Origin of the sequence: Telmatospirillum siberiense (assembly GCF_002845745.1) — a bacterium.
In the GTDB taxonomy this organism is placed as follows: Bacteria; Pseudomonadota; Alphaproteobacteria; order Rhodospirillales; family Magnetospirillaceae; genus Telmatospirillum; species Telmatospirillum siberiense.
Genome location: NZ_PIUM01000042.1, coordinates 1 through 20,560 on the forward strand (window position 1 = coordinate 1; position 20,560 = coordinate 20,560).

A 20,560-nucleotide genomic window follows, 5' to 3' on the forward strand; every position below is an offset into this window, starting at 1 on the left:
GTGCGGGGGGGCGGGGGCGGCTCATTCCTTAACCTCATCGTGAGTGGAGCAACTGGGGACCTAATACACCCGTTCCTTACCTAAGCACTGTCCGGGATGTAAACCTGTCTTTTAACTTCTCTTTTGCGGTTGACAATAGCATCCAAATCCTCTTAGTTCCGTCTTCCCGTCGCACCGGCTAGCCGAGGCGGCAGTGGAGGGGTGGCCGAGCGGTCAATGGCAGCAGACTGTAAATCTGCCGACGAATGTCTACGTTGGTTCAAATCCAACCCCCTCCACCATACTTCTCTTGTCGAGCCATTTGGTGCGGCAAGCCGAATTCGGCGGGTGTAGCTCAATGGTAGAGCCCCAGCCTTCCAAGCTGGTTGTGCGGGTTCGATTCCCGTCACCCGCTCCATCGACGAGTTTTTTTGTATTTGGCCGTATAGAAACCGAGACGGATTTGACAAATGGCGAAGGCAAAGTTTGAGCGGACGAAGCCGCATTGCAACGTCGGCACCATCGGCCACGTTGACCATGGTAAAACCTCGCTGACCGCTGCGATCACCAAGGTGTTGGCAGAGACCGGCGGCGCGACCTTCACGGCGTACGACCAGATCGACAAGGCGCCGGAAGAGAAGGCGCGTGGTATCACGATTTCGACGGCGCACGTCGAATACGAGACCCAGAACCGTCACTATGCGCACGTCGACTGCCCCGGTCACGCCGATTATGTGAAGAACATGATCACCGGCGCGGCGCAGATGGACGGAGCGATCCTGGTGGTTTCGGCGGCCGACGGCCCGATGCCGCAGACCCGCGAGCACATTCTGCTGGCCCGTCAGGTCGGCGTGCCGGCGCTGGTCGTGTTCATGAACAAGATGGACATGGTCGACGATCCGGAACTGGTGGAATTGGTCGAGCTGGAGCTCCGCGAGCTTCTGTCGTCCTATGATTTCCCCGGCGACGAGATTCCGATCGTCAAGGGCTCGGCGCTCTGTGCGTTGGAAGACCGCGAGCCGGCGCTGGGCCGCGAGGCGATCCTGGAGCTGATGAAGGCGGTCGACGCCTACATTCCGCAGCCGGAGCGCCCGAAGGACCGTCCGTTCCTGATGCCGATCGAGGACGTTTTCTCGATCTCGGGTCGCGGCACGGTGGTGACGGGCCGTGTCGAGCGTGGCGTGGTCAAGGTCGGTGAGGAAGTCGAGATCGTCGGTATCAAGCCGACGGTGAAGACGACGGTGACCGGCGTTGAAATGTTCCGCAAGCTCTTGGACCAGGGCGAGGCCGGCGACAACATCGGCGCGCTGCTGCGCGGCACCAAGCGTGAAGACGTCGAGCGCGGCCAGGTTCTGGCGGCTCCCGGGTCGATCACGCCGCACACGAAGTTCAAGGCCGAGGCCTATGTGCTGACGAAGGAAGAGGGCGGTCGTCATACTCCGTTCTTCACCAACTATCGTCCGCAGTTCTACTTCCGGACCACGGACGTGACCGGGACGGTCGATCTTCCCGAAGGCACCGAAATGGTGATGCCGGGCGACAACGTGTCGATGGTGGTGACGCTGATCGCCCCGATCGCCATGGACGAAGGTTTGCGCTTCGCCATCCGCGAAGGCGGTCGTACCGTCGGCGCCGGCGTGGTTGCGTCGATCATCGAGTAAGTATATAACGCGTGGCTCGCCATGCCGAGAGGTGTGGCGTCGCCATCGAGATCCATCCCCGCCGTCGTTCCCAATCGGAGCGGCGGCGCCTTGGGTCTAGGAGTGTAGCTCAACTGGTAGAGCACCGGTCTCCAAAACCGGGGGTTGGGGGTTCGAGCCCCTCCACTCCTGCCACTCTTGGTCGGGTCCGGCGATGAAACGACGAGCCGTGCAGGTAAACGAGTAGTTATGGCAAAGATCAATCCAGGCCTGTTTCTCCGCCAAGTACGGCAGGAAGTTGTCAAGGTTACGTGGCCGTCACGCAAGGAAACCACCATTTCCACCGGAATGGTTTTCCTCATGGTGGTCCTTGCCTCTGTGTTTTTTCTGCTCGTTGATCAATTCTTCGCCTATGCCGTCAAATTGATTTTTGGGCTGGGAGCCTGACCATGGCCCATCGCTGGTATGTGATTCACGTTTATTCGGGATTCGAGAAAAAGGTTGCTCAGTCGATCCGTGAGCAAGCCGACCAGAAAGGTTTGGCCGAGCGTTTCGACCAGATCCTGGTGCCGGTCGAGGAAGTCGTCGAGGTTCGTCGCGGCGCCAAGGTCAATACCGAGAGGAAGTTCTTCCCCGGTTATGTCCTGGTGAAGATGGACCTGAACGACGAATCCTGGCATCTGGTCAAGGATACGCCGAAGGTTACCGGTTTCCTGGGGGGCAAAGGCCGTCCATCGCCGATTACCGACGCCGAAGCCGAGCGCATCATGAAGCAGGTGCAGGAAGGTATCGAGCGTCCGAAGCCTTCGATCACCTTCGAGGTGGGCGAGCAGGTCCGGGTTTCCGACGGGCCCTTCACCTCCTTCAACGGTTTGGTCGAGGAAGTCGACGAGGAGAAGGCCCGCCTCAAGGTGGCCGTGTCGATTTTCGGCCGTTCGACGCCGGTCGAACTGGAATATTCGCAAGTCGAGAAGCTTTAGCGTTTTTTCCGTCCCACCCTGTTTCCTAGAAAGAAGCAGAGTGGGTGGATAATTGCCACCGACGCACACCGGGGTGTGGGTGGTCAATAGGGGCGGGAGGCCAGCCATGGCCGGACCGCCCACCCGGCTGATATGAACCGAGGTATGAAATGGCAAAGAAAATCGTCGGCTTTATTAAGCTGCAAGTTCCGGCCGGCAAGGCCAATCCTTCGCCGCCGATCGGTCCCGCGCTCGGTCAGCGCGGTCTGAATATTATGGAATTCTGCAAGGCGTTCAACGCGCAGACTCAAGGTCTCGAGCCCGGCATGCCCATTCCGGTGGTGATCACCGCCTATGCCGACCGCACCTTCTCCTTCATCACCAAGACGCCCCCGGTGTCCTACTTCCTCAAGAAGGCCGCCAATCTGCAAAAGGGCTCGCAGACCCCCGGCAAGGGAACGGTCGGCAAGGTGACGATGGCGCAGATTCGCGAGATCGCCGAGAAGAAGATGCAGGATTTGAACGCCAATGACGTCGAGGCGGCTTCCGCCATGCTCGTCGGCTCCGCCCGTTCCATGGGCCTTCAGGTAGTGGAGTGAGACGATGTCGGTAGGTAAGCGCCTCAAGTCCGCTTATGCGGGAATCGACCGTGAGAAGTTCTATCCTCTCACCGACGCCGTGAAGCTCATCAAGACCAGCGCCGCGGTCACCAAGTTCGACGAGACCATCGAGATCGCGCTCAATCTGGGCATCGATCCCCGTCACGCCGACCAGATGGTGCGTGGCGTCGTCGATCTGCCGAACGGCACCGGTAAGACGATCCGCGTCGCCGTCTTCGCCAAGGGCGCCAAGGCCGACGAGGCCAAGGCCGCCGGAGCCGACCTCGTCGGCGCCGAGGAACTGGCCGAGGAAGTGCAGGGCGGCAAGATGGACTTCGACCGCTGCATCGCCACTCCGGACATGATGGGTCTGGTCGGTCGGCTGGGTAAGGTGCTGGGCCCCCGTGGCCTGATGCCGAACCCGAAGCTCGGCACCGTCACCCAGAACGTCGGTGAGGCCGTGAAGGCAGCCAAGGGCGGGCAGGTTCAGTTCCGCGCCGAGAAGGCCGGAATCGTGCATGCCGGCGTCGGCAAGGCGAGCTTCAGCGAAGAAGCCCTGGTGGCCAACATCAAGGCTTTCGTCGACGCCATCAACAAGGCCCGTCCGGCGGGAGCCAAGGGCACCTACCTTGAGAAGGTGTCCGTGAGCTCGACCATGGGCCCGGGCGTCAAGCTCGATATCGGCAGCTTGGCGTAGTTCGAGGCTTTGAAATTCCCGGTTTCCGTTTAAAGCGGAGACCGGGTGGCCGCCGGGCTTCGGCCGGGCGGTCACTACCTGTCCGAGACTGCTGGTGCTTGCCGGTTCGCCGGAAGCTTGAAGGGAAACCGCCCGCATAGACAGAGTCGAACCGTTTCCGAAATCCCGTTTGGGCGATCGGCCACGGCTTGAATTCTGGGACAGGCCAACCGGTGCCGCTTTGGCGGACGAGGTTCGCCCCGTTCGGCGAAGTGGGACCTAGGCGAAGTTGTCGAGGGGCTTGATGCCTTTCGGCACTTTTACGGAGACCAACGTGGACCGCAAAGAAAAATCTGAGCTGGTCGCAGCGTTGCACGAGAAGTTCGTCGAGGCCGGTGTGGTCGTCGTCACCCATAACAATGGGTTGACGGTGGCCGAGATCACCGCGCTGCGTCGGCAAATTCGTGACGCTGGTGCCAGTTTCAAGGTGACTAAGAACCGGCTCACGCGTCTCGCCCTGGCGGGCACGAAGTTTGAAGGCATTGGCAATCTGTTCACTGGTCCGACGGCGATAGCCTATTCGAAGGATCCGGTGGCGGCGGCCAAGGCCGTTTCGAATTTCGCCAAGGGCAACGATAAGCTCGTCATCTTGGGCGGTGCTTTGGGCGACAACGTGCTGAGTGTGGAAGGCGTGCAAGCGCTGGCCACTCTGCCGTCGCTCGATGAACTGCGCGCCAAGTTGCTGGGCATGATCCAAACCCCCGCTACGCGTATCGCCGGTGTGCTGCAGGCCCCGGGCGGACAAATCGCCCGTGTCATCAGTGCCAAGGCGAAAAAGGACGAGGCTGCTTGAAGCCCTCTATACAATCCCGGAAACAAGCCTTATCTGGAGTAAGTTACAATGGCTGATCTTGCCAAATTGGTTGACGACCTTTCCGCTTTGACCGTTCTCGAAGCGGCCGAGCTTTCGAAGTTGCTTGAAGAGAAGTGGGGTGTCTCCGCCGCCGCTCCGGTCGCCGTCGCGGCCGTTGCCGGTGCCGCCGCTGCTGCCGCTCCCGCCGAAGAAAAGACCGAGTTTGACGTGATCCTCGCCGATGCCGGCGACAAGAAGATCAACGTCATCAAGGAAGTGCGCGCGATCACCGGTCTGGGCCTGAAGGAAGCCAAGGACCTGGTCGAGGCCGCTCCGAAGCCGGTCAAGGAAGGCGTCAACAAGGACGAAGCCGAGAAGATCAAGAAGGTTCTTGAAGAGGCCGGTGCAAAGGTCGAGGTTAAGTAAGATCGCTTCACAGCGTCTTCAGACAAAGGTCGGGAGGCGGCGGATGCATTTGCTCCGCCGCACCCCGGCCTTATGTCGCTTGTTCAAAGACTGCGTTTCCGCCTCTTTTCAAGGCGGCCGGACCGGAACCGGTCCGAACGATTGGTTTTGAAATTTATGACATCCCCGGCGCCCTTGGGCGTTCCGGGGATGGCCCCGCCGAGAGGCGGGGCTGATATCACGGGACTCTAACCGACGAGTTTACGAGGAGCGGCAATGGCTAAATCCTATACGGGACGGAAGCGTGTCCGTAAGAACTTCGGGCGCATTCCTTCGGTCGCACCGATGCCCAACCTGATCGAGGTGCAGAAAAGCTCCTACGATCATTTCCTACAGATGGATACGGCCCCGGAAACCCGTGGCAACGTCGGCTTGCAGGAAGTGTTCAAATCGGTTTTCCCGATCAAGGACTTCTCTGAGCGCGGCACCCTGGAATTCGTCAAGTACGAACTGGAGCAGCCGAAATACGACGTCGAGGAATGCCAGCAGCGCGGCATGACTTTCGCGGCGCCCTTGAAGGTGACCCTCCGCCTGGTGGTGTGGGACGTCGACGAGGAAACCGGCGCACGGTCCATCCGTGACATCAAGGAGCAGGACGTCTACATGGGCGACATGCCCCTGATGACGGCCAACGGCACCTTCGTCATCAACGGGACCGAGCGCGTCATCGTCTCGCAGATGCACAGAAGCCCCGGCGTCTTCTTCGATCACGACAAGGGCAAGACCCATTCGTCGGGCAAATATCTGTTTGCCGCCCGGGTCATTCCCTATCGCGGCTCCTGGCTCGATTTCGAGTTCGACGCCAAGGACATGGTCTATGTCCGCATCGATCGTCGGCGCAAGCTGCCGGTGACCACGCTGCTCTACGCTCTCGATTCGCTGGCGACCGCGAAGCTGCGCGAGGAGGCCGGCACCAAGGTGCTCGATCACAGCCTCGTGCGGGGCATGTCCTCGGAAGAGATCCTCAATTATTTCTACGAGACCACCATCTTCACCTATGGTGCCCAGGGCTGGAAGACGGTGTTCGACGGCGAGCGCATGAAGGGCGCCAAGCTGACCAGCGACCTCATCGATGCCAAAACCGGCAAGGTGGTGGCCGAGGTCGGCACCAAGATGACGCCGCGCACGGCCAAAAAGCTGAAGGAAGCCGGACTGACCGAGATCGTCGTGGCCATCGAGGACCTTGTCGGTTCCTATGTGGCGCAGGACATCATCAACGAGCAGAGCGGCGAGATCTTCTGTGAAGCCGGCGATGAACTGACCGCGGCCCTTTTGGCCGATCTCGAAAAGGCCGGCGTGGTCGAGCTGCCGGCGCTGGCCATCGACCATATCAACGTCGGCCCTTACATCCGCAACACTCTGGCGGCCGATAAGAATACTTGCCGCGAAGAAGCCCTGATCGACATTTACCGCGTCATGCGTCCGGGCGAGCCGCCGACCCTGGAGACCGCCGAGGCGCTGTTCAAGGGCCTGTTCTTCGATAGCGAACGCTACGACCTGTCGGCCGTCGGCCGCGTTAAGATGAACTCGCGTCTGGCCTTCACCGACGTTCCGGACACCATCCGCACGCTCAGGAAGGAAGACATCCTGGGGGTCATCAAGGTGCTGACCGACCTCAAGGACGGCCGGGGCGAGATCGACGACATCGACCATCTGGGTAACCGCCGCGTCCGTTCGGTGGGCGAACTGATGGAGAACCAGTATCGGCTGGGTCTGCTCCGCATGGAGCGCGCCATCCGTGAACGCATGTCCTCGGTCGACATCGATACCGTGATGCCGCACGACCTGATCAATGCCAAGCCGGCAGCGGCGGCGGTTCGCGAATTCTTCGGCTCCTCCCAGCTTTCGCAGTTCATGGACCAGACCAACCCCTTGTCGGAAATCACCCACAAGCGGCGCCTGTCGGCCCTCGGGCCCGGCGGTCTGACCCGCGAGCGCGCCGGCTTCGAGGTGCGCGACGTGCATCCGACCCATTACGGACGGATCTGCCCGATTGAGACGCCGGAAGGCCCGAATATCGGTCTGATCAACTCTCTGGCCACCTATGCCCGGGTCAATCAGTACGGCTTCATCGAGAGCCCCTACCGTCGCGTCGTCGACGGCAAGGTGACCGACGAGGTCTTGTATCTGTCGGCCATGGAAGAGGGCCGCTACACCATCGCTCAGGCCAACGCGCCGCTGAACGAGGAAGGCGGCTTCATCGAGGATCTGGTCAGTTGTCGCCGCAGCAGCGACTTCGTGCTGGTTCCCTCGGCGGAGATCGACTTCATCGACGTTTCGCCGAAGCAGCTGGTGTCCGTGGCCGCGGCGCTCATTCCGTTCCTTGAGAACGATGACGCCAACCGCGCTCTCATGGGCTCCAACATGCAGCGTCAGGCCGTGCCGCTTCTGCGGGCGGAAGCTCCGCTGGTCGGCACCGGCATGGAACAAGCCGTGGCGCGCGATTCGGGTGCCGCCATCGCGGCCCGCCGTCCCGGCGTGGTCGATCAGGTGGACGCCACCCGCATCGTCATCCGCGCCACCGAGGAAACGGTGGCCTCGGCTTCCGGCGTCGATATCTACAACCTGCTGAAATTCCAGCGTTCGAACCAGAACACCTGCATCACCCAGCGTCCGCTGGTGAAGGTGGGCGACTATGTCTCGAACGGCGACATCATCGCTGACGGACCCAGCACCCAATTGGGCGAGTTGGCCCTGGGCCGTAACGTGTTGGTCGCCTTCATGCCCTGGAACGGCTACAACTTCGAGGACTCCATCCTCATCTCCGAGCGCATCGTGCGCGATGACGTCTTCACCTCGATCCATATCGAGGAGTTCGAGGTCATGGCCCGCGATACCAAGCTCGGCCAGGAGGAAATCACCCGCGACATTCCCAACGTCGGTGAGGAGGCCCTGAAGAATCTTGACGAGGCCGGTATCGTTTACATCGGTGCCGAGGTGAAGCCGGGCGATATCCTGGTCGGCAAGGTGACGCCGAAGGGTGAAAGCCCGATGACCCCGGAAGAGAAACTGCTCCGGGCCATTTTCGGTGAAAAGGCCTCGGACGTCCGTGATACCAGCTTGCGTCTGCCCCCGGGTGTCGCCGGCACGATCGTCGAGGTCCGCGTGTTCTCGCGCCGCGGCGTCGAGAAGGACGAGCGCGCGCTCGCCATCGAGCGGGCCGAAATCGAGCGTTTGGCCAAGGATCGGGACGACGAACGGCTGATTCTGGAGCGGTCCTTCTACGACCGTCTGAAGAATCTGTTGGTCAGCCAGATCGTGGTCAATGGCCCGAAGGGCTTGAAAGTGGGCGCTCCGCTCACCGAAGAGATCCTGGCCAGCGCGCACCAGAGCCAGTGGCGCGGCATCGCCATCGAGAACGATGCGGTGATGGGCGATATCGAATCCCTGAAGCGGTCGTTCGACGAGGGTGTCGACCGTCTGCAGAAGCGCTTCGAGGACAAGGTCGAGAAGCTGCAGCGGGGCGACGAGCTCCCGCCCGGCGTGATGAAGATGGTCAAGGTCTTCGTTGCGGTGAAGCGCAAGCTGCAGCCGGGCGACAAGATGGCCGGACGTCACGGCAACAAGGGCGTGATTTCGCGCATCATGCCGGTCGAGGACATGCCTTATCTTGAGGATGGCCAGGCGGTCGACATCGTGCTCAATCCTTTGGGCGTGCCTTCGCGCATGAACATCGGACAGATCCTCGAGACCCATCTGGGCTGGGCGTCGTCCAACCTCGGCCGGCAGATCGGCGAGATGGTCGATGGCATCAAGCGGCAGGTGGAGACCATGGGCAACCTGCGTGATCGTCTCGAGGACATCTACGGCGTGAAGAACTACCAGGAGGACATTGCCGATCTCTCGGACAAGGAAATCCTGGAGATGGGCGAGAACCTCCGGCCCGGCGTGCCGATGGCGACGCCGGTCTTCGACGGAGCGCGCGAGCCCGACATCGTGACCATGCTGGAAAAGGCCGGATTGGCCTCCTCCGGTCAGGTCTCCCTGGTGGACGGACGTACCGGCGAGCAGTTCGATCGTCAGGTTACCGTCGGCTACATCTATATGTTGAAGCTGCACCATCTGGTCGACGACAAGATCCATGCCCGGTCCATCGGTCCATACTCGCTGGTCACCCAGCAGCCGTTGGGCGGCAAGGCGCAGTTCGGCGGTCAGCGTTTCGGCGAAATGGAGGTCTGGGCTCTCGAAGCCTATGGTGCCGCCTATACGCTGCAGGAAATGCTGACGGTGAAGTCGGACGACGTATCGGGTCGTACCAAGGTCTACGAGGCCATCGTCCGCGGCGACGATACCTTCGAGGCCGGTATCCCCGAATCGTTCAACGTGCTGGTCAAGGAACTGCGCTCGCTCGGTCTCAATGTCGAATTGAACCAGCGCAGCTACTAATTCAGGCGGACGGGAGGGCCTCATTCGAGGCTCTCCCACCCTTCAAGAGGCCCAGAGCGGGAGAGTCAAGCTCATGAACGAATTGATGAAGATCTTTGGTCAAGCCAGCGGCACGCAGGCCTTCGACCAGATCCAAATCGCCATCGCCAGCCCGGAGCGTATCCGTTCCTGGTCCTACGGCGAGATCAAGAAGCCTGAAACCATCAATTACCGGACCTTCAAGCCGGAGCGCGACGGTCTGTTCTGCGCCCGCATCTTTGGCCCGATCAAGGACTACGAATGCTTGTGCGGCAAGTACAAGCGCATGAAATATCGCGGCATCATCTGCGAAAAGTGCGGCGTCGAGGTGACGCTCGCCAAGGTGCGCCGCGAGCGCATGGGCCATATCGAATTGGCCTCGCCGGTGGCGCATATCTGGTTCCTGAAATCCCTGCCCAGCCGTATCGGTCTTCTGATCGACATGACGCTCAAGGATCTGGAGCGCATTCTTTATTTCGAGAACTATGTCGTCACCGAGCCGGGTCTGACGCCCCTAAAGCTGCATGAGCTCCTTTCCGAGGAGCAATATCAGCGGGCGGTCGACGAATATGGCGAGGACAACTTCTCGGCCGGTATCGGCGCCGAGGCCATCCGCATCATGCTGGAGGCCATCGACCTGCATACCGAGAATGAGCGGCTGAAGGTCGAACTGCGAGAGACGACCTCGGAAGCCAAGCGCAAGAAGCTGGTCAAGCGCCTCAAGCTGGTCGAGGCGTTCCTCGAATCCGATTCCCGCCCCGAATGGATGATCCTTGAGGTGATTCCGGTCATTCCGCCGGAGCTGCGCCCCCTGGTTCCGCTGGACGGCGGCCGGTTCGCCACGTCGGATCTGAACGATCTGTACCGCCGCGTCATCAACCGTAACAACCGTCTGAAGCGCCTCATCGAGTTGCGCGCCCCCGACATCATCGTGCGCAACGAGAAGCGCATGTTGCAGGAGGCGGTCGACGCCCTGTTCGACAACGGCCGTCGCGGCCGTGCGATCACGGGGGCCAACAAGCGTCCGCTGAAGTCGCTTTCCGACATGCTGAAGGGCAAGCAGGGCCGCTTCCGTCAGAACCTGCTCGGCAAGCGCGTCGACTATTCCGGCCGCTCGGTGATCACCGTCGGGCCGGAGCTCAAGCTGCATCAATGCGGTTTGCCCAAGAAGATGGCGCTGGAGCTGTTCAAGCCCTTCGTCTATTCGAAGCTTGAGCTGTACGGCATGGCCACCACCATCAAGGCCGCCAAGCGCATGGTCGAGAAGGAACGCCCCGAGGTGTGGGACATCCTCGAAGAGGTGATCCGCGAGCACCCGGTGATGCTGAACCGCGCGCCGACGTTGCACCGCTTGGGCATCCAGGCCTTCGAGCCCACCCTGATCGAAGGCAAGGCCATCCAACTGCATCCGCTGGTCTGCACCGCCTTCAATGCCGACTTCGACGGCGACCAGATGGCCGTCCATGTGCCGCTTTCGCTGGAAGCCCAGTTGGAAGCCCGTGTGCTGATGATGTCGACCAACAACATCCTCTCGCCCGCCAACGGCAAGCCGATCATCGTGCCGTCCCAGGATATCGTTCTCGGTATCTACTACATCACCATGGAGCGTCCCGGCGAAGTGGGCGAAGGCATGACCTTCTCCCATGTCGGCGAGATCCAGCAGGCGCTGGATGCCAAGGCCGTCAGCCTGCATGCGAAGGTCAAGTGCCGCTACAAGACGGTCGACGAGAATAACAACCCGATCACCGTCCGGGTGGAGACCACGGCTGGCCGCATGCTGCTCTCCGAGGTGCTGCCGCGTCATCCGAAGGTGCCCTTCTCGCTGATCAACCGGCTGCTGACCAAGAAGGACATCCAGAACGTCATCGATATCGTCTACCGCCATTGCGGTCAGAAGGAGACGGTGATTTTCGCCGACCGCATCATGGGGTTGGGTTATGCCCACGCCTGCCGCGCCGGCATTTCCTTCGGCAAGGACGATCTGGTCATCCCGACCTCCAAGAAGGCCATGGTGGGTGAGACAGAGACCCAGGTGAAGGAATACGAGCAGCAGTACCAGGACGGCCTGATCACCCAGGGCGAGAAATACAACAAGGTGGTCGACGCCTGGTCGAAGTGCACCGACGACGTGGCTGACGCCATGATGAAGGAAATCAGCACGCCGAAGCCCGGCAAGCCGATCAACTCGGTCTATATGATGGCTCATTCCGGCGCTCGCGGTTCGGCGGCCCAGATGAAGCAGCTCGCCGGCATGCGCGGCCTGATGGCCAAGCCCTCGGGCGAAATCATCGAAACGCCGATCATCTCGAACTTCAAGGAAGGCCTCACCGTTCTGGAGTACTTCAACTCCACCCACGGTGCCCGTAAGGGTCTGGCCGATACCGCGTTGAAGACGGCCAACTCGGGTTATCTGACCCGTCGTCTGGTCGACGTCGCCCAGGACGCCATCATCGTCGAAGAGGATTGCGGCACGACCCGCGGCCTCACGGTGACTCCGGTGGTGGACGGCGGCGAGGTCATCGCCACGCTGGGCGAGCGTATCCTCGGACGCACCGCGTCGCGTCCGGTGATCAATCCGGCGACCGGCGAGACCATCTGCGACGCCGGCGACCTGATCGACGAAAGCCTGGTGGAAATCATCGAGGCGGCCGGGATCGAGAGCGTCGGTATCCGTTCGGTCCTGACCTGCGAGGCCGAAACCGGAACTTGCGCGGCCTGCTACGGCCGTGACCTGGCCCGCGGTACCAAGGTCAACGTCGGCGAGGCGGTCGGCGTTATCGCCGCCCAGTCGATCGGCGAGCCCGGCACCCAGTTGACCATGCGTACCTTCCATATCGGCGGTGCGGCGCAGCGTGGCGCCGAACAGTCGAGCATCGAATCGGCCTTCGAGGTCAAGGTTCAGATCCTCAACCGCAGTGTCGTCGTCAATTCCGCCGGCCAGACCGTCGTGATGTCGCGAAATTGCGAAATGGTGCTGACCGACGCCAACGGCCGTGAGAAGGCCCGCCATCGTGTGCCCTATGGCGCCCGGTTGCTGGTCGATGATGGACAAATGGTGGCCAAGGGAACCAAACTCGCCGAGTGGGATCCCTTCACCCTGCCGATCCTCACCGAACGCGAAGGTATCGCCAACTACATCGATCTGGTGGAGGGCCTGTCGGTCCGCGAGGTGCTCGACGAGGCGACCGGCATCACCAGCAAGGTGGTGGTCGACTGGAAGCAGCAGCCGCGCGGTTCCGATCTTCGTCCTAGGATCACGCTGCGCGACGAGACGGGGGAGATCATCCAGCTCGGCAACGGCCTGGAAGCCCGCTACTTCATGTCGGTGGACGCCATCCTGTCCGTCGAGAACGGTCAGCAGGTCAACGCCGGTGACGTGTTGGCCCGCATCCCGCGCGAATCGTCGAAGACCCGTGACATCACCGGTGGTCTGCCACGCGTCGCCGAACTCTTCGAGGCCCGCAAGCCGAAGGATCACGCGATCATTTCCGACATCGACGGTCGTGTCGAATTCGGAAAGGATTACAAGTCCAAGCGCCGCATCCTGGTGGTGCCGGAGGACGGAGATCCGATCGAATATCTGATCCCCAAGGGCAAGCATATCTCCGTGCAGGAAGGCGATTACGTCCGCAAGGGCGATCCGCTGATGGACGGTAATCCCGTGCCGCACGACATCTTGAAGGTGTTGGGCGTCGAGGCGCTGGCCAACTATCTCATCAACGAGATCCAGGAGGTCTATCGTCTGCAGGGCGTGAAGATCAACGACAAGCACATCGAGGTGATCGTTCGCCAGATGCTGCAGAAGGTTGAGATCACCGACGGCGGCGACAGCACCTTCCTGGTCGGCGAGCAGATCGACCGCCATGATTTCGAGGCGGAGAACAACAAGGTGATCAAGGAGCAGGGACGCCCGGCTACCGGCAACCCGGTTCTGCAGGGTATCACCAAGGCGAGCCTGCAGACCCATTCCTTCATCTCCGCGGCGTCGTTCCAGGAAACGACCCGCGTGCTGACGGAGGCTGCCGTCTCCGGCAAGATCGACAGCCTGATGGGCTTGAAGGAGAACGTCATCGTCGGCCGCCTGATCCCGGCGGGAACCGGTGCGGTGATGAACCGTATGAAGGAGGTCGCCGCCAAGCGCGACCGCGAGCTGCAGGGACCGGAAGGGGAGCAGGAGAGCGCGACCCCAGCCCTCGCCAGCAGCGAAGCGGCACCGCCTCCGGCGGAGTAGGTCAACACCGGTCGGTGGCTTCGGGATGGGGCGTGCGATCTATCGCCCCGGTCCTGGTGGTTCCAGATCGTCGGTTGAAATACCGGAAGGGCTCCCGTCATCGGCGGGGGCCCTTTTCCGTTCCGCGGGTGGGGTGATCGGGCTAAAATCGAAGGACCCAGGAAAACTGCGCCCCCCGGGTTCTTGGGCGAATATAAAGTTACTGGAATATCCTTCTATTGGACGTATTAATTCTCCAATTGTGATCATTGCGAAATTTCACTAAAGAATCGCAATGCGATATAGAATCGCTTGACGGGTTGCCGAGCCGTCCCTATTATCCGGCCCTCTCGAAGAGCTGGTGGTAGGTGAGCAGCCTAGACGCTGCTTCTTCGAACTCTCGAACCACATTCGAAACGCCGGACGGGTCGGCGTTAGACACCCGAAATAAGCCCCGGACGCCTTGGGCTCCGAAGGGTGTTTTTTATTGTTGCGCCTACCTTGGCAAAGGAAATGATGTATGCCGACGATTAACCAGTTGATCCGCAAGCCGCGCGAGCCAGAGGTGGAGCGCAATAAGGTTCCGGCTCTCCAGGCCTGTCCGCAGAAGCGCGGTGTCTGCACGCGCGTCTATACGACCACTCCGAAGAAGCCGAACTCGGCACTTCGTAAGGTGGCCCGTGTGCGTCTGACCAATGGTTTCGAAGTCACCAGCTACATCCCCGGTGAAGGCCATAACCTTCAGGAACATTCCGTGGTGATGATCCGCGGCGGCCGCGTCAAGGATCTTCCCGGCGTTCGTTACCACATCATCCGCGGCACACTGGATACCCAGGGTGTGAAAGACCGTCGTCAACGCCGTTCGAAGTACGGCGCCAAGCGTCCGAAGTAAGGATAATCGACCATGTCTCGTCGTCACGCCGCTCTTAAGCGCGAAGTTCTGCCCGACGCCAAATATGGCGATATCGTGCTGACCAAATTCATGAATTGCCTGATGTTCGACGGTAAGAAGTCGAACGCCGAAGCCATCGTCTATGGCGCTCTCGAGCAGGTCGAGAAGAAGCTCGGCCAGGATGCCTTGACGGTGTTCCATACCGCTCTCGACAATGTGAAGCCCTCCCTTGAGGTTCGCTCCCGTCGTGTCGGCGGCGCCACCTACCAGGTGCCCGTGGAAGTGCGGACCGACCGTCGGCAGGCTCTGGCCATCCGCTGGTTGATCGACAATGCCCGCAAGCGCGGCGAGACCACCATGGTCGACCGTCTCTCGGGTGAGCTTTCGGATGCCGCCAACAATCGTGGCGCCGCCGTCAAGAAGCGCGAAGATACGCATCGTATGGCGGAGGCCAATAAGGCCTTCTCCCATTATCGCTGGTAATCAGTTCAGATTACGGGAAGCAAAATGGCACGCCAAACCCCCCTCGATCGTTATCGCAATATCGGCATCATGGCCCACATCGATGCCGGTAAGACGACGACGACCGAGCGGATCCTCTACTACACCGGAAAGTCCTATAAGATCGGCGAAGTGCACGAAGGCACCGCCACCATGGACTGGATGGAGCAGGAGCAGGAGCGGGGGATCACCATCACTTCGGCCGCGACCACGGCGTTCTGGCGCGACCACCGCATCAACATCATCGACACGCCCGGCCACGTCGACTTCACCATCGAAGTCGAGCGGTCCTTGCGCGTCCTTGATGGCGCGGTGACGGTGTTCGACTCGGTGGCCGGCGTCGAGCCGCAGTCCGAGACGGTGTGGCGTCAGGCCGACAAATATGGCGTGCCGCGCATTTGCTTCGTCAATAAGATGGACCGTATCGGCGCGAATTTTTATCGCTGCGTCGACATGATCAAGGATCGCCTGGGCGCCCGCCCGCTGGTCCTTCATCTGCCGATCGGCGAGGAAGCCGAATATGCCGGGCTCGTCGACCTCGTCCGCAATACCGCGGTCATCTGGAAAGACGAAAGCCTGGGCGCCGAATTCGAAGATCGTCCGATCCCGGACGATCTGGTCGAAAAGGCCGCGCAATATCGTCACGATCTCCTTGAAATGGCCGTCGAGATGGACGACGCCGCCATGGAAGCCTATCTCGACGGCAAGGAGCCTGACGAAGAGACGCTGAAGCGGTGCATCCGCAAGGGCACCATTGCGATGTCCTTCGTGCCCGTGCTGTGCGGATCGGCCTTCAAGAACAAGGGCGTTCAGCCGCTGCTGGACGCCGTCGTCGATTATCTGCCGGCGCCGCTCGATATTCCCGCCATCAAGGGTGTCAAGGCCGGCACTGAGATCGAGATCGCCAAGCACGCCACCGACGACGAGCCTTTCGCCGGCTTGGCCTTCAAGATCATGAACGACCCCTTCGTGGGTTCGCTGACCTTCGTGCGCATCTATTCGGGCATCGTCGAGGCCGGGACCTACATTCAGAACACGGTGAAGGACAAGCGCGAGCGCGTCGGCCGCATGCTGCTGATGCACGCCAACTCCCGTGAGGAAATCAAGGAAGCCCGCGCCGGCGATATCGTCGCCTTCGCCGGCCTGAAGGACACCACCACGGGCGATACGCTGTGTTCGCCGGATGACTTGGTCATCCTGGAGCGCATGGAGTTCCCCGAGCCGGTCATCGAAGTCGCCGTCGAGCCGAAAACCAAGGCCGACCAGGAAAAGATGGGCATGGCTCTGGCGCGCTTGGCCGCCGAGGATCCGTCCTTCCGCGTGACCTCCGATGCCGAGTCGGGCCAGACGGTGATCAAGGGGATGGGCGAGCTTCATCTCGAAATCATCGTCGACCGCATGAAGCGCGAGTTCAAGGTCGAGGCCAATGTCGGTGCGCCGCAGGTGGCGTATCGCGAGACCATCTCGAAGACCTATGAATGCGACTACACCCATAAGAAGCAGACCGGTGGCTCGGGACAGTTCGCCCGCGTCAAGATCCGCTTCGAGCCGAACGAGGCCGGGGCCGGCTTCTCCTTCACCAACGCCGTCGTCGGCGGAACGGTACCGAAGGAATATGTCCCCGGCGTCGAAAAGGGACTGCGGTCGTCGATGGAGAACGGCGTGTTGGCCGGTTTCCCGATGGTCGATTTCAAGGCCACGCTTTATGACGGCGCCTACCATGACGTCGACTCCAGCGTGCTCGCCTTCGAAATCGCCGCCCGCGCCGCTTTCCGCGAAGGCATCGCCAAGGCCGGTCCGAAGCTCCTCGAGCCGATGATGAAGGTCGAGGTGGTGACGCCGGAAGAATACATGGGTGACGTCATCGGCGACCTGAACAGCCGTCGCGGTCAAGTCAACGGCATGGACAGCCGTGGCAACGCCCGTGTCATCGAGGCGATGGTGCCGCTGGCCAATATGTTCGGCTATGTGAATACCCTGCGCTCGATGAGCCAGGGGCGCGCCCAATACAGCATGCACTTCGATCACTATTCCGAAGTGCCGGCAAATGTGTCCGAAGAAATCCGCGCCAAGCTGGCCGGCTGACCTCATTGGATTGAAGACGGAGTTTTGACAAATGGCCAAGGCAAAGTTTGAGCGGACGAAGCCGCATTGCAACGTCGGCACGATCGGCCACGTTGACCATGGGAAGACCTCGCTGACCGCTGCGATCACCAAGGTGCTGGCAGAGACCGGCGGCGCGACCTTCACGGCGTACGACCAGATCGACAAGGCGCCGGAAGAGAAGGCGCGTGGTATCACGATTTCGACGGCGCACGTCGAATACGAGACCCAGAACCGTCACTATGCGCACGTCGACTGCCCCGGTCACGCCGATTATGTGAAGAACATGATCACCGGCGCGGCGCAGATGGACGGAGCGATCCTGGTGGTTTCGGCGGCCGACGGCCCGATGCCGCAGACCCGCGAGCACATTCTGCTGGCCCGTCAGGTCGGCGTGCCGGCGCTGGTCGTGTTCATGAACAAGATGGACATGGTCGACGATCCGGAACTGGTGGAATTGGTCGAGCTGGAGCTCCGCGAGCTTCTGTCGTCCTATGATTTCCCCGGCGACGAGATTCCGATCGTCAAGGGCTCGGCGCTCTGTGCGTTGGAAGACCGCGAGCCGGCGCTGGGCCGCGAGGCGATCCTGGAGCTGATGAAGGCGGTCGACGCCTACATTCCGCAGCCGGAGCGCCCGAAGGACCGTCCGTTCCTGATGCCGATCGAGGACGTTTTCTCGATCTCGGGTCGCGGCACGGTGGTGACGGGCCGTGTCGAGCGTGGCGTGGTCAAGGTCGGTGAGGAAGTCGAGATCGTCGGTATCAAGCCGACGGTGAAGACGACGGTGACCGGCGTTGAAATGTTCCGCAAGCTCTTGGACCAGGGCGAGGCCGGCGACAACATCGGCGCGCTGCTGCGCGGCACCAAGCGTGAAGACGTCGAGCGCGGCCAGGTTCTGGCGGCTCCCGGGTCGATCACGCCGCACACGAAGTTCAAGGCCGAGGCCTATGTGCTGACGAAGGAAGAGGGCGGTCGTCATACTCCGTTCTTCACCAACTATCGTCCGCAGTTCTACTTCCGGACCACGGACGTGACCGGGACGGTCGATCTTCCCGAAGGCACCGAAATGGTGATGCCGGGCGACAACGTGTCGATGGTGGTGACGCTGATCGCCCCGATCGCCATGGACGAAGGTTTGCGCTTCGCCATCCGCGAAGGCGGTCGTACCGTCGGCGCCGGCGTGGTTGCGTCAATTATTGAGTGATTTCCGCGATTAGTAATGGCATAAACCCCGGCTCCGCCCGTTGATGGGCGGAGCCGGTGGAAGAACTGGACGAGAAAATGGACAGTCAAAACATTCGCATCCGCTTGAAGGCGTTCGATCATCGCGTGCTGGACCAGTCCACGCGTGAGATCGTCAACACCGCCAAGCGCACGGGTGCGCAGGTGCGTGGGCCGATTCCCCTGCCCACCCAGATCGAGAAGTTTACCGTGAACCGTTCGCCCCACATCGATAAGAAGTCGCGCGAGCAGTTCGAAATCCGTACGCATAAGCGGCTCCTGGACATCGTCGATCCGACGCCCCAGACCGTCGATGCGTTGATGAAGCTGGATCTCGCCGCCGGCGTCGATGTCGAGATTAAGTTGTAAGGAATAGACGATGCGATCCGGTCTCATCGCCCAGAAGGTCGGCATGACCAGAATCTTCACCGAGGACGGCACCCACGTGCCCGTCACCGTGCTGAAGGTCGACACCGTTAAGGTGGTCTCGACCCGCTCTGAGGAAAAAGACGGCTATACGGCCGTGCAGTTGGGTTATGGCCTTTCGAAGGTCAAGAACGTGAACAAGGCTCAGCGCGGCCAATTCGCCGTTGCCAAGGTCGAGCCCTCCAAGAAGGTCGTGGAATTCCGCGTCACTTCCGACGCTCTGCTTGAAGTCGGGACCGAACTTTCGGCCTCCCACTTCGTTGCCGGGCAGTATGTCGACGTGACCGGCACCACCATCGGCAAGGGCTTCGCCGGCGGTATGAAGCGGCACAACTTCCGTGGCCTCGAAGCGTCACACGGCGTGTCCGTGTCGCACCGCTCGCATGGTTCCACCGGTCAGCGCCAGGATCCCGGCAAGGTCTTCAAGGGTAAGAAGATGGCCGGGCACATGGGCGATGTCCAGGTGACCACGCAGAGCCTCACGGTGGTTTCCACCGACGAGGCCCGCGGCCTGATCCTGGTCAAGGGAGCCATTCCCGGTTCCCAGGGCGGTTGGGTGCTGGTGCGCGATGCCGTGAAAAAGGCGTTGCCCGCCGGTGTTCCGTTCCCCGCCGGGATCAAGTCGGCAAGCGCCCTGCCTGCCCAACCCGCCACCGAAGCCGCTCCGGCCGCCGACGGCGCCGAAGCGCAGAAGGATTGAGCGCGATGAAGATCGACGTCGTTAATCTCGAAGCCAAGAACGTCGGCTCCATTGAGCTGGCCGACGAGGTGTTCGGGGTCGCGGTCCGCCGCGACATCCTGGCCCGCATGGTGAATTATCAGCTCGCCAAGCGCCGGTCGGGAAACCACAAGACCAAGCAGATTTGGGAAGTCTCCGGGACCACCAAGAAGCCCTATAACCAGAAGGGCACCGGTCGCGCCCGTCAGGGATCCTTGCGCAGCGCGCAGTTCCGTGGCGGCGGGGTGATCTTTGGCCCGGTGGTGCGCTCCCATGCGCATGACCTGACCAAGAAGGTCCGCGTTCTGGCCCTCAAGGTGGCTTTGTCCTCCAAGGCGGCTGACGGCAAGCTGGTCGTTCTCGACAAGGCCACGGCCGAGTCGCCGAAGACCAAGGCCCTGGCCGCGCAGCTTTCGAAGCTCAACTTGGCCAACGCCCTGTTCATCGATGGTGCCGAGCTGAACGTGAACTTCGCGCTCGCCTCCCGCAACATCCCCTTCATCGACGTGCTGCCGAGCCAGGGAGCCAACGTCTATGACATTCTGCGGCGCGACACCCTGGTCCTGACCACGGACGCCGTTCAGGCCCTGGAGGCCCGACTGAAATGAAGATGGCGCAGATCAGCAAGGCGCGGGCCTACGACATCGTTCGCTCGCCGGTGATCACCGAAAAGGCGACGCTCGCTTCGGAACACAACCAGGTCACCTTCCGCGTGCCGCTCGACGCCTCCAAGGGCGAGATCGCCGCGGCGGTTGAAGCCGTGTTCAGCGTCAAGGTGACGGCGGTCAACACGCTTCGCCAGCTGGGCAAGACCAAGCGGTTCAAGGGTTTTGTCGGCAAGCGCAGCGACTACAAGAAAGCGATCGTGTCGCTGGCCGAAGGTCAGTCGATCGACGTGACGACGGGGGTCTGAG

Annotated in this window: 17 protein-coding genes and 3 tRNA genes; all 20 read left to right on the top strand. The window is 61.4% G+C overall.

Going from position 1 to position 20,560, the window contains the following annotated elements:
* Positions 1–195: 195 nt before the first annotated feature.
* Positions 196–281, top strand: a tRNA-Tyr gene (locus tag CWS72_RS24425).
* Between the two features lie 42 nt (positions 282–323).
* Positions 324–397 (top strand) — tRNA-Gly (locus tag CWS72_RS24430).
* A 52-nt stretch (positions 398–449) separates the two neighbouring features.
* Positions 450–1,640 carry an elongation factor Tu gene (gene tuf / locus CWS72_RS24435; protein WP_101253277.1) on the top strand — a complete coding sequence of 397 codons (1,191 nt, stop codon included), beginning with the start codon at positions 450–452 and terminating at the stop codon, positions 1,638–1,640.
* Between the two features lie 98 nt (positions 1,641–1,738).
* A tRNA-Trp gene (locus CWS72_RS24440) sits at positions 1,739–1,814 on the top strand.
* Positions 1,815–1,868: 54 nt separating this feature from the next.
* The gene (gene secE, locus CWS72_RS24445) at positions 1,869–2,066 is read left to right on the top strand and encodes a preprotein translocase subunit SecE (RefSeq protein WP_101253278.1); all 198 of its coding nucleotides are present in this window, start codon (positions 1,869–1,871) and stop codon (positions 2,064–2,066) included.
* Positions 2,067–2,068: 2 nt separating this feature from the next.
* Positions 2,069–2,599, top strand: a complete 531-nt coding sequence (gene nusG / locus CWS72_RS24450; protein ID WP_101253279.1) for a transcription termination/antitermination protein NusG — start codon at positions 2,069–2,071, stop codon at positions 2,597–2,599.
* Between the two features lie 149 nt (positions 2,600–2,748).
* Positions 2,749–3,177 (top strand): 50S ribosomal protein L11, encoded by a 429-nt coding sequence (rplK, locus tag CWS72_RS24455; protein WP_101253280.1) that lies wholly within the window; start codon positions 2,749–2,751, stop codon positions 3,175–3,177.
* A gap of 4 nt (positions 3,178–3,181) precedes the next feature.
* Complete coding sequence (gene rplA / locus CWS72_RS24460) at positions 3,182–3,874, top strand: 50S ribosomal protein L1 (RefSeq protein ID WP_101253281.1); 693 nt, start codon at positions 3,182–3,184, stop codon at positions 3,872–3,874.
* Between the two features lie 313 nt (positions 3,875–4,187).
* Entirely contained in the window at positions 4,188–4,706 is a 519-nt protein-coding gene (gene rplJ / locus CWS72_RS24465) for a 50S ribosomal protein L10 (RefSeq protein WP_101253330.1), read from the top strand.
* A 48-nt stretch (positions 4,707–4,754) separates the two neighbouring features.
* Complete coding sequence (gene rplL, locus CWS72_RS24470; RefSeq protein ID WP_101253282.1) at positions 4,755–5,132, top strand: 50S ribosomal protein L7/L12; 378 nt, start codon at positions 4,755–4,757, stop codon at positions 5,130–5,132.
* A 255-nt stretch (positions 5,133–5,387) separates the two neighbouring features.
* A complete protein-coding gene (gene rpoB, locus CWS72_RS24475) occupies positions 5,388–9,557 on the top strand; it encodes a DNA-directed RNA polymerase subunit beta (protein ID WP_101253283.1) in 4,170 nt (1,389 codons plus the stop codon).
* Between the two features lie 73 nt (positions 9,558–9,630).
* Positions 9,631–13,806, top strand: coding sequence for a DNA-directed RNA polymerase subunit beta' (gene rpoC, locus CWS72_RS24480; protein WP_101253284.1), 4,176 nt, complete (start codon positions 9,631–9,633; stop codon positions 13,804–13,806).
* 499 nt (positions 13,807–14,305) lie between these two features.
* Positions 14,306–14,677: a 30S ribosomal protein S12 gene (rpsL, locus tag CWS72_RS24485; protein WP_101253285.1), complete on the top strand. Its 372-nt coding sequence runs from the start codon at positions 14,306–14,308 to the stop codon at positions 14,675–14,677.
* A 12-nt stretch (positions 14,678–14,689) separates the two neighbouring features.
* Entirely contained in the window at positions 14,690–15,160 is a 471-nt protein-coding gene (gene rpsG / locus CWS72_RS24490; protein WP_101253286.1) for a 30S ribosomal protein S7, read from the top strand.
* Between the two features lie 24 nt (positions 15,161–15,184).
* Positions 15,185–17,263 carry an elongation factor G gene (gene fusA, locus CWS72_RS24495; protein ID WP_101253287.1) on the top strand — a complete coding sequence of 693 codons (2,079 nt, stop codon included), beginning with the start codon at positions 15,185–15,187 and terminating at the stop codon, positions 17,261–17,263.
* A 31-nt stretch (positions 17,264–17,294) separates the two neighbouring features.
* Complete coding sequence (tuf, locus tag CWS72_RS24500) at positions 17,295–18,485, top strand: elongation factor Tu (RefSeq protein WP_101253277.1); 1,191 nt, start codon at positions 17,295–17,297, stop codon at positions 18,483–18,485.
* 77 nt (positions 18,486–18,562) lie between these two features.
* Complete coding sequence (gene rpsJ / locus CWS72_RS24505; RefSeq protein WP_101253331.1) at positions 18,563–18,871, top strand: 30S ribosomal protein S10; 309 nt, start codon at positions 18,563–18,565, stop codon at positions 18,869–18,871.
* A 10-nt stretch (positions 18,872–18,881) separates the two neighbouring features.
* Entirely contained in the window at positions 18,882–19,628 is a 747-nt protein-coding gene (rplC, locus tag CWS72_RS24510) for a 50S ribosomal protein L3 (protein ID WP_101253288.1), read from the top strand.
* A 5-nt stretch (positions 19,629–19,633) separates the two neighbouring features.
* Positions 19,634–20,254 (top strand): 50S ribosomal protein L4, encoded by a 621-nt coding sequence (rplD, locus tag CWS72_RS24515; protein ID WP_101253289.1) that lies wholly within the window; start codon positions 19,634–19,636, stop codon positions 20,252–20,254.
* Positions 20,251–20,559, top strand: a complete 309-nt coding sequence (locus CWS72_RS24520) for a 50S ribosomal protein L23 (RefSeq protein ID WP_101253290.1) — start codon at positions 20,251–20,253, stop codon at positions 20,557–20,559. Before rplD ends, CWS72_RS24520 begins: the two co-directional genes overlap by 4 nt.
* The last annotated feature ends 1 nt before the right edge of the window (position 20,560 follow it).

What these genes read in the sequence shown, in the direction of transcription:
- tuf (WP_101253277.1), top strand. Translation starts at nt 450, where the DNA reads ATGGCGAAGGCAAAGTTTGAGCGGACGAAGCCGCATTGCAACGTCGGC.
- secE (WP_101253278.1), top strand. Translation starts at nt 1,869, where the DNA reads ATGGCAAAGATCAATCCAGGCCTGTTTCTCCGCCAAGTACGGCAGGAA.
- nusG (WP_101253279.1), top strand. Translation starts at nt 2,069, where the DNA reads ATGGCCCATCGCTGGTATGTGATTCACGTTTATTCGGGATTCGAGAAA.
- rplK (WP_101253280.1), top strand. Translation starts at nt 2,749, where the DNA reads ATGGCAAAGAAAATCGTCGGCTTTATTAAGCTGCAAGTTCCGGCCGGC.
- rplA (WP_101253281.1), top strand. Translation starts at nt 3,182, where the DNA reads ATGTCGGTAGGTAAGCGCCTCAAGTCCGCTTATGCGGGAATCGACCGT.
- rplL (WP_101253282.1), top strand. Translation starts at nt 4,755, where the DNA reads ATGGCTGATCTTGCCAAATTGGTTGACGACCTTTCCGCTTTGACCGTT.
- rpoB (WP_101253283.1), top strand. Translation starts at nt 5,388, where the DNA reads ATGGCTAAATCCTATACGGGACGGAAGCGTGTCCGTAAGAACTTCGGG.
- rpoC (WP_101253284.1), top strand. Translation starts at nt 9,631, where the DNA reads ATGAACGAATTGATGAAGATCTTTGGTCAAGCCAGCGGCACGCAGGCC.
- rpsL (WP_101253285.1), top strand. Translation starts at nt 14,306, where the DNA reads ATGCCGACGATTAACCAGTTGATCCGCAAGCCGCGCGAGCCAGAGGTG.
- rpsG (WP_101253286.1), top strand. Translation starts at nt 14,690, where the DNA reads ATGTCTCGTCGTCACGCCGCTCTTAAGCGCGAAGTTCTGCCCGACGCC.
- fusA (WP_101253287.1), top strand. Translation starts at nt 15,185, where the DNA reads ATGGCACGCCAAACCCCCCTCGATCGTTATCGCAATATCGGCATCATG.
- tuf (WP_101253277.1), top strand. Translation starts at nt 17,295, where the DNA reads ATGGCCAAGGCAAAGTTTGAGCGGACGAAGCCGCATTGCAACGTCGGC.
- rpsJ (WP_101253331.1), top strand. Translation starts at nt 18,563, where the DNA reads ATGGACAGTCAAAACATTCGCATCCGCTTGAAGGCGTTCGATCATCGC.
- rplC (WP_101253288.1), top strand. Translation starts at nt 18,882, where the DNA reads ATGCGATCCGGTCTCATCGCCCAGAAGGTCGGCATGACCAGAATCTTC.
- rplD (WP_101253289.1), top strand. Translation starts at nt 19,634, where the DNA reads ATGAAGATCGACGTCGTTAATCTCGAAGCCAAGAACGTCGGCTCCATT.
- CWS72_RS24520 (WP_101253290.1), top strand. Translation starts at nt 20,251, where the DNA reads ATGAAGATGGCGCAGATCAGCAAGGCGCGGGCCTACGACATCGTTCGC.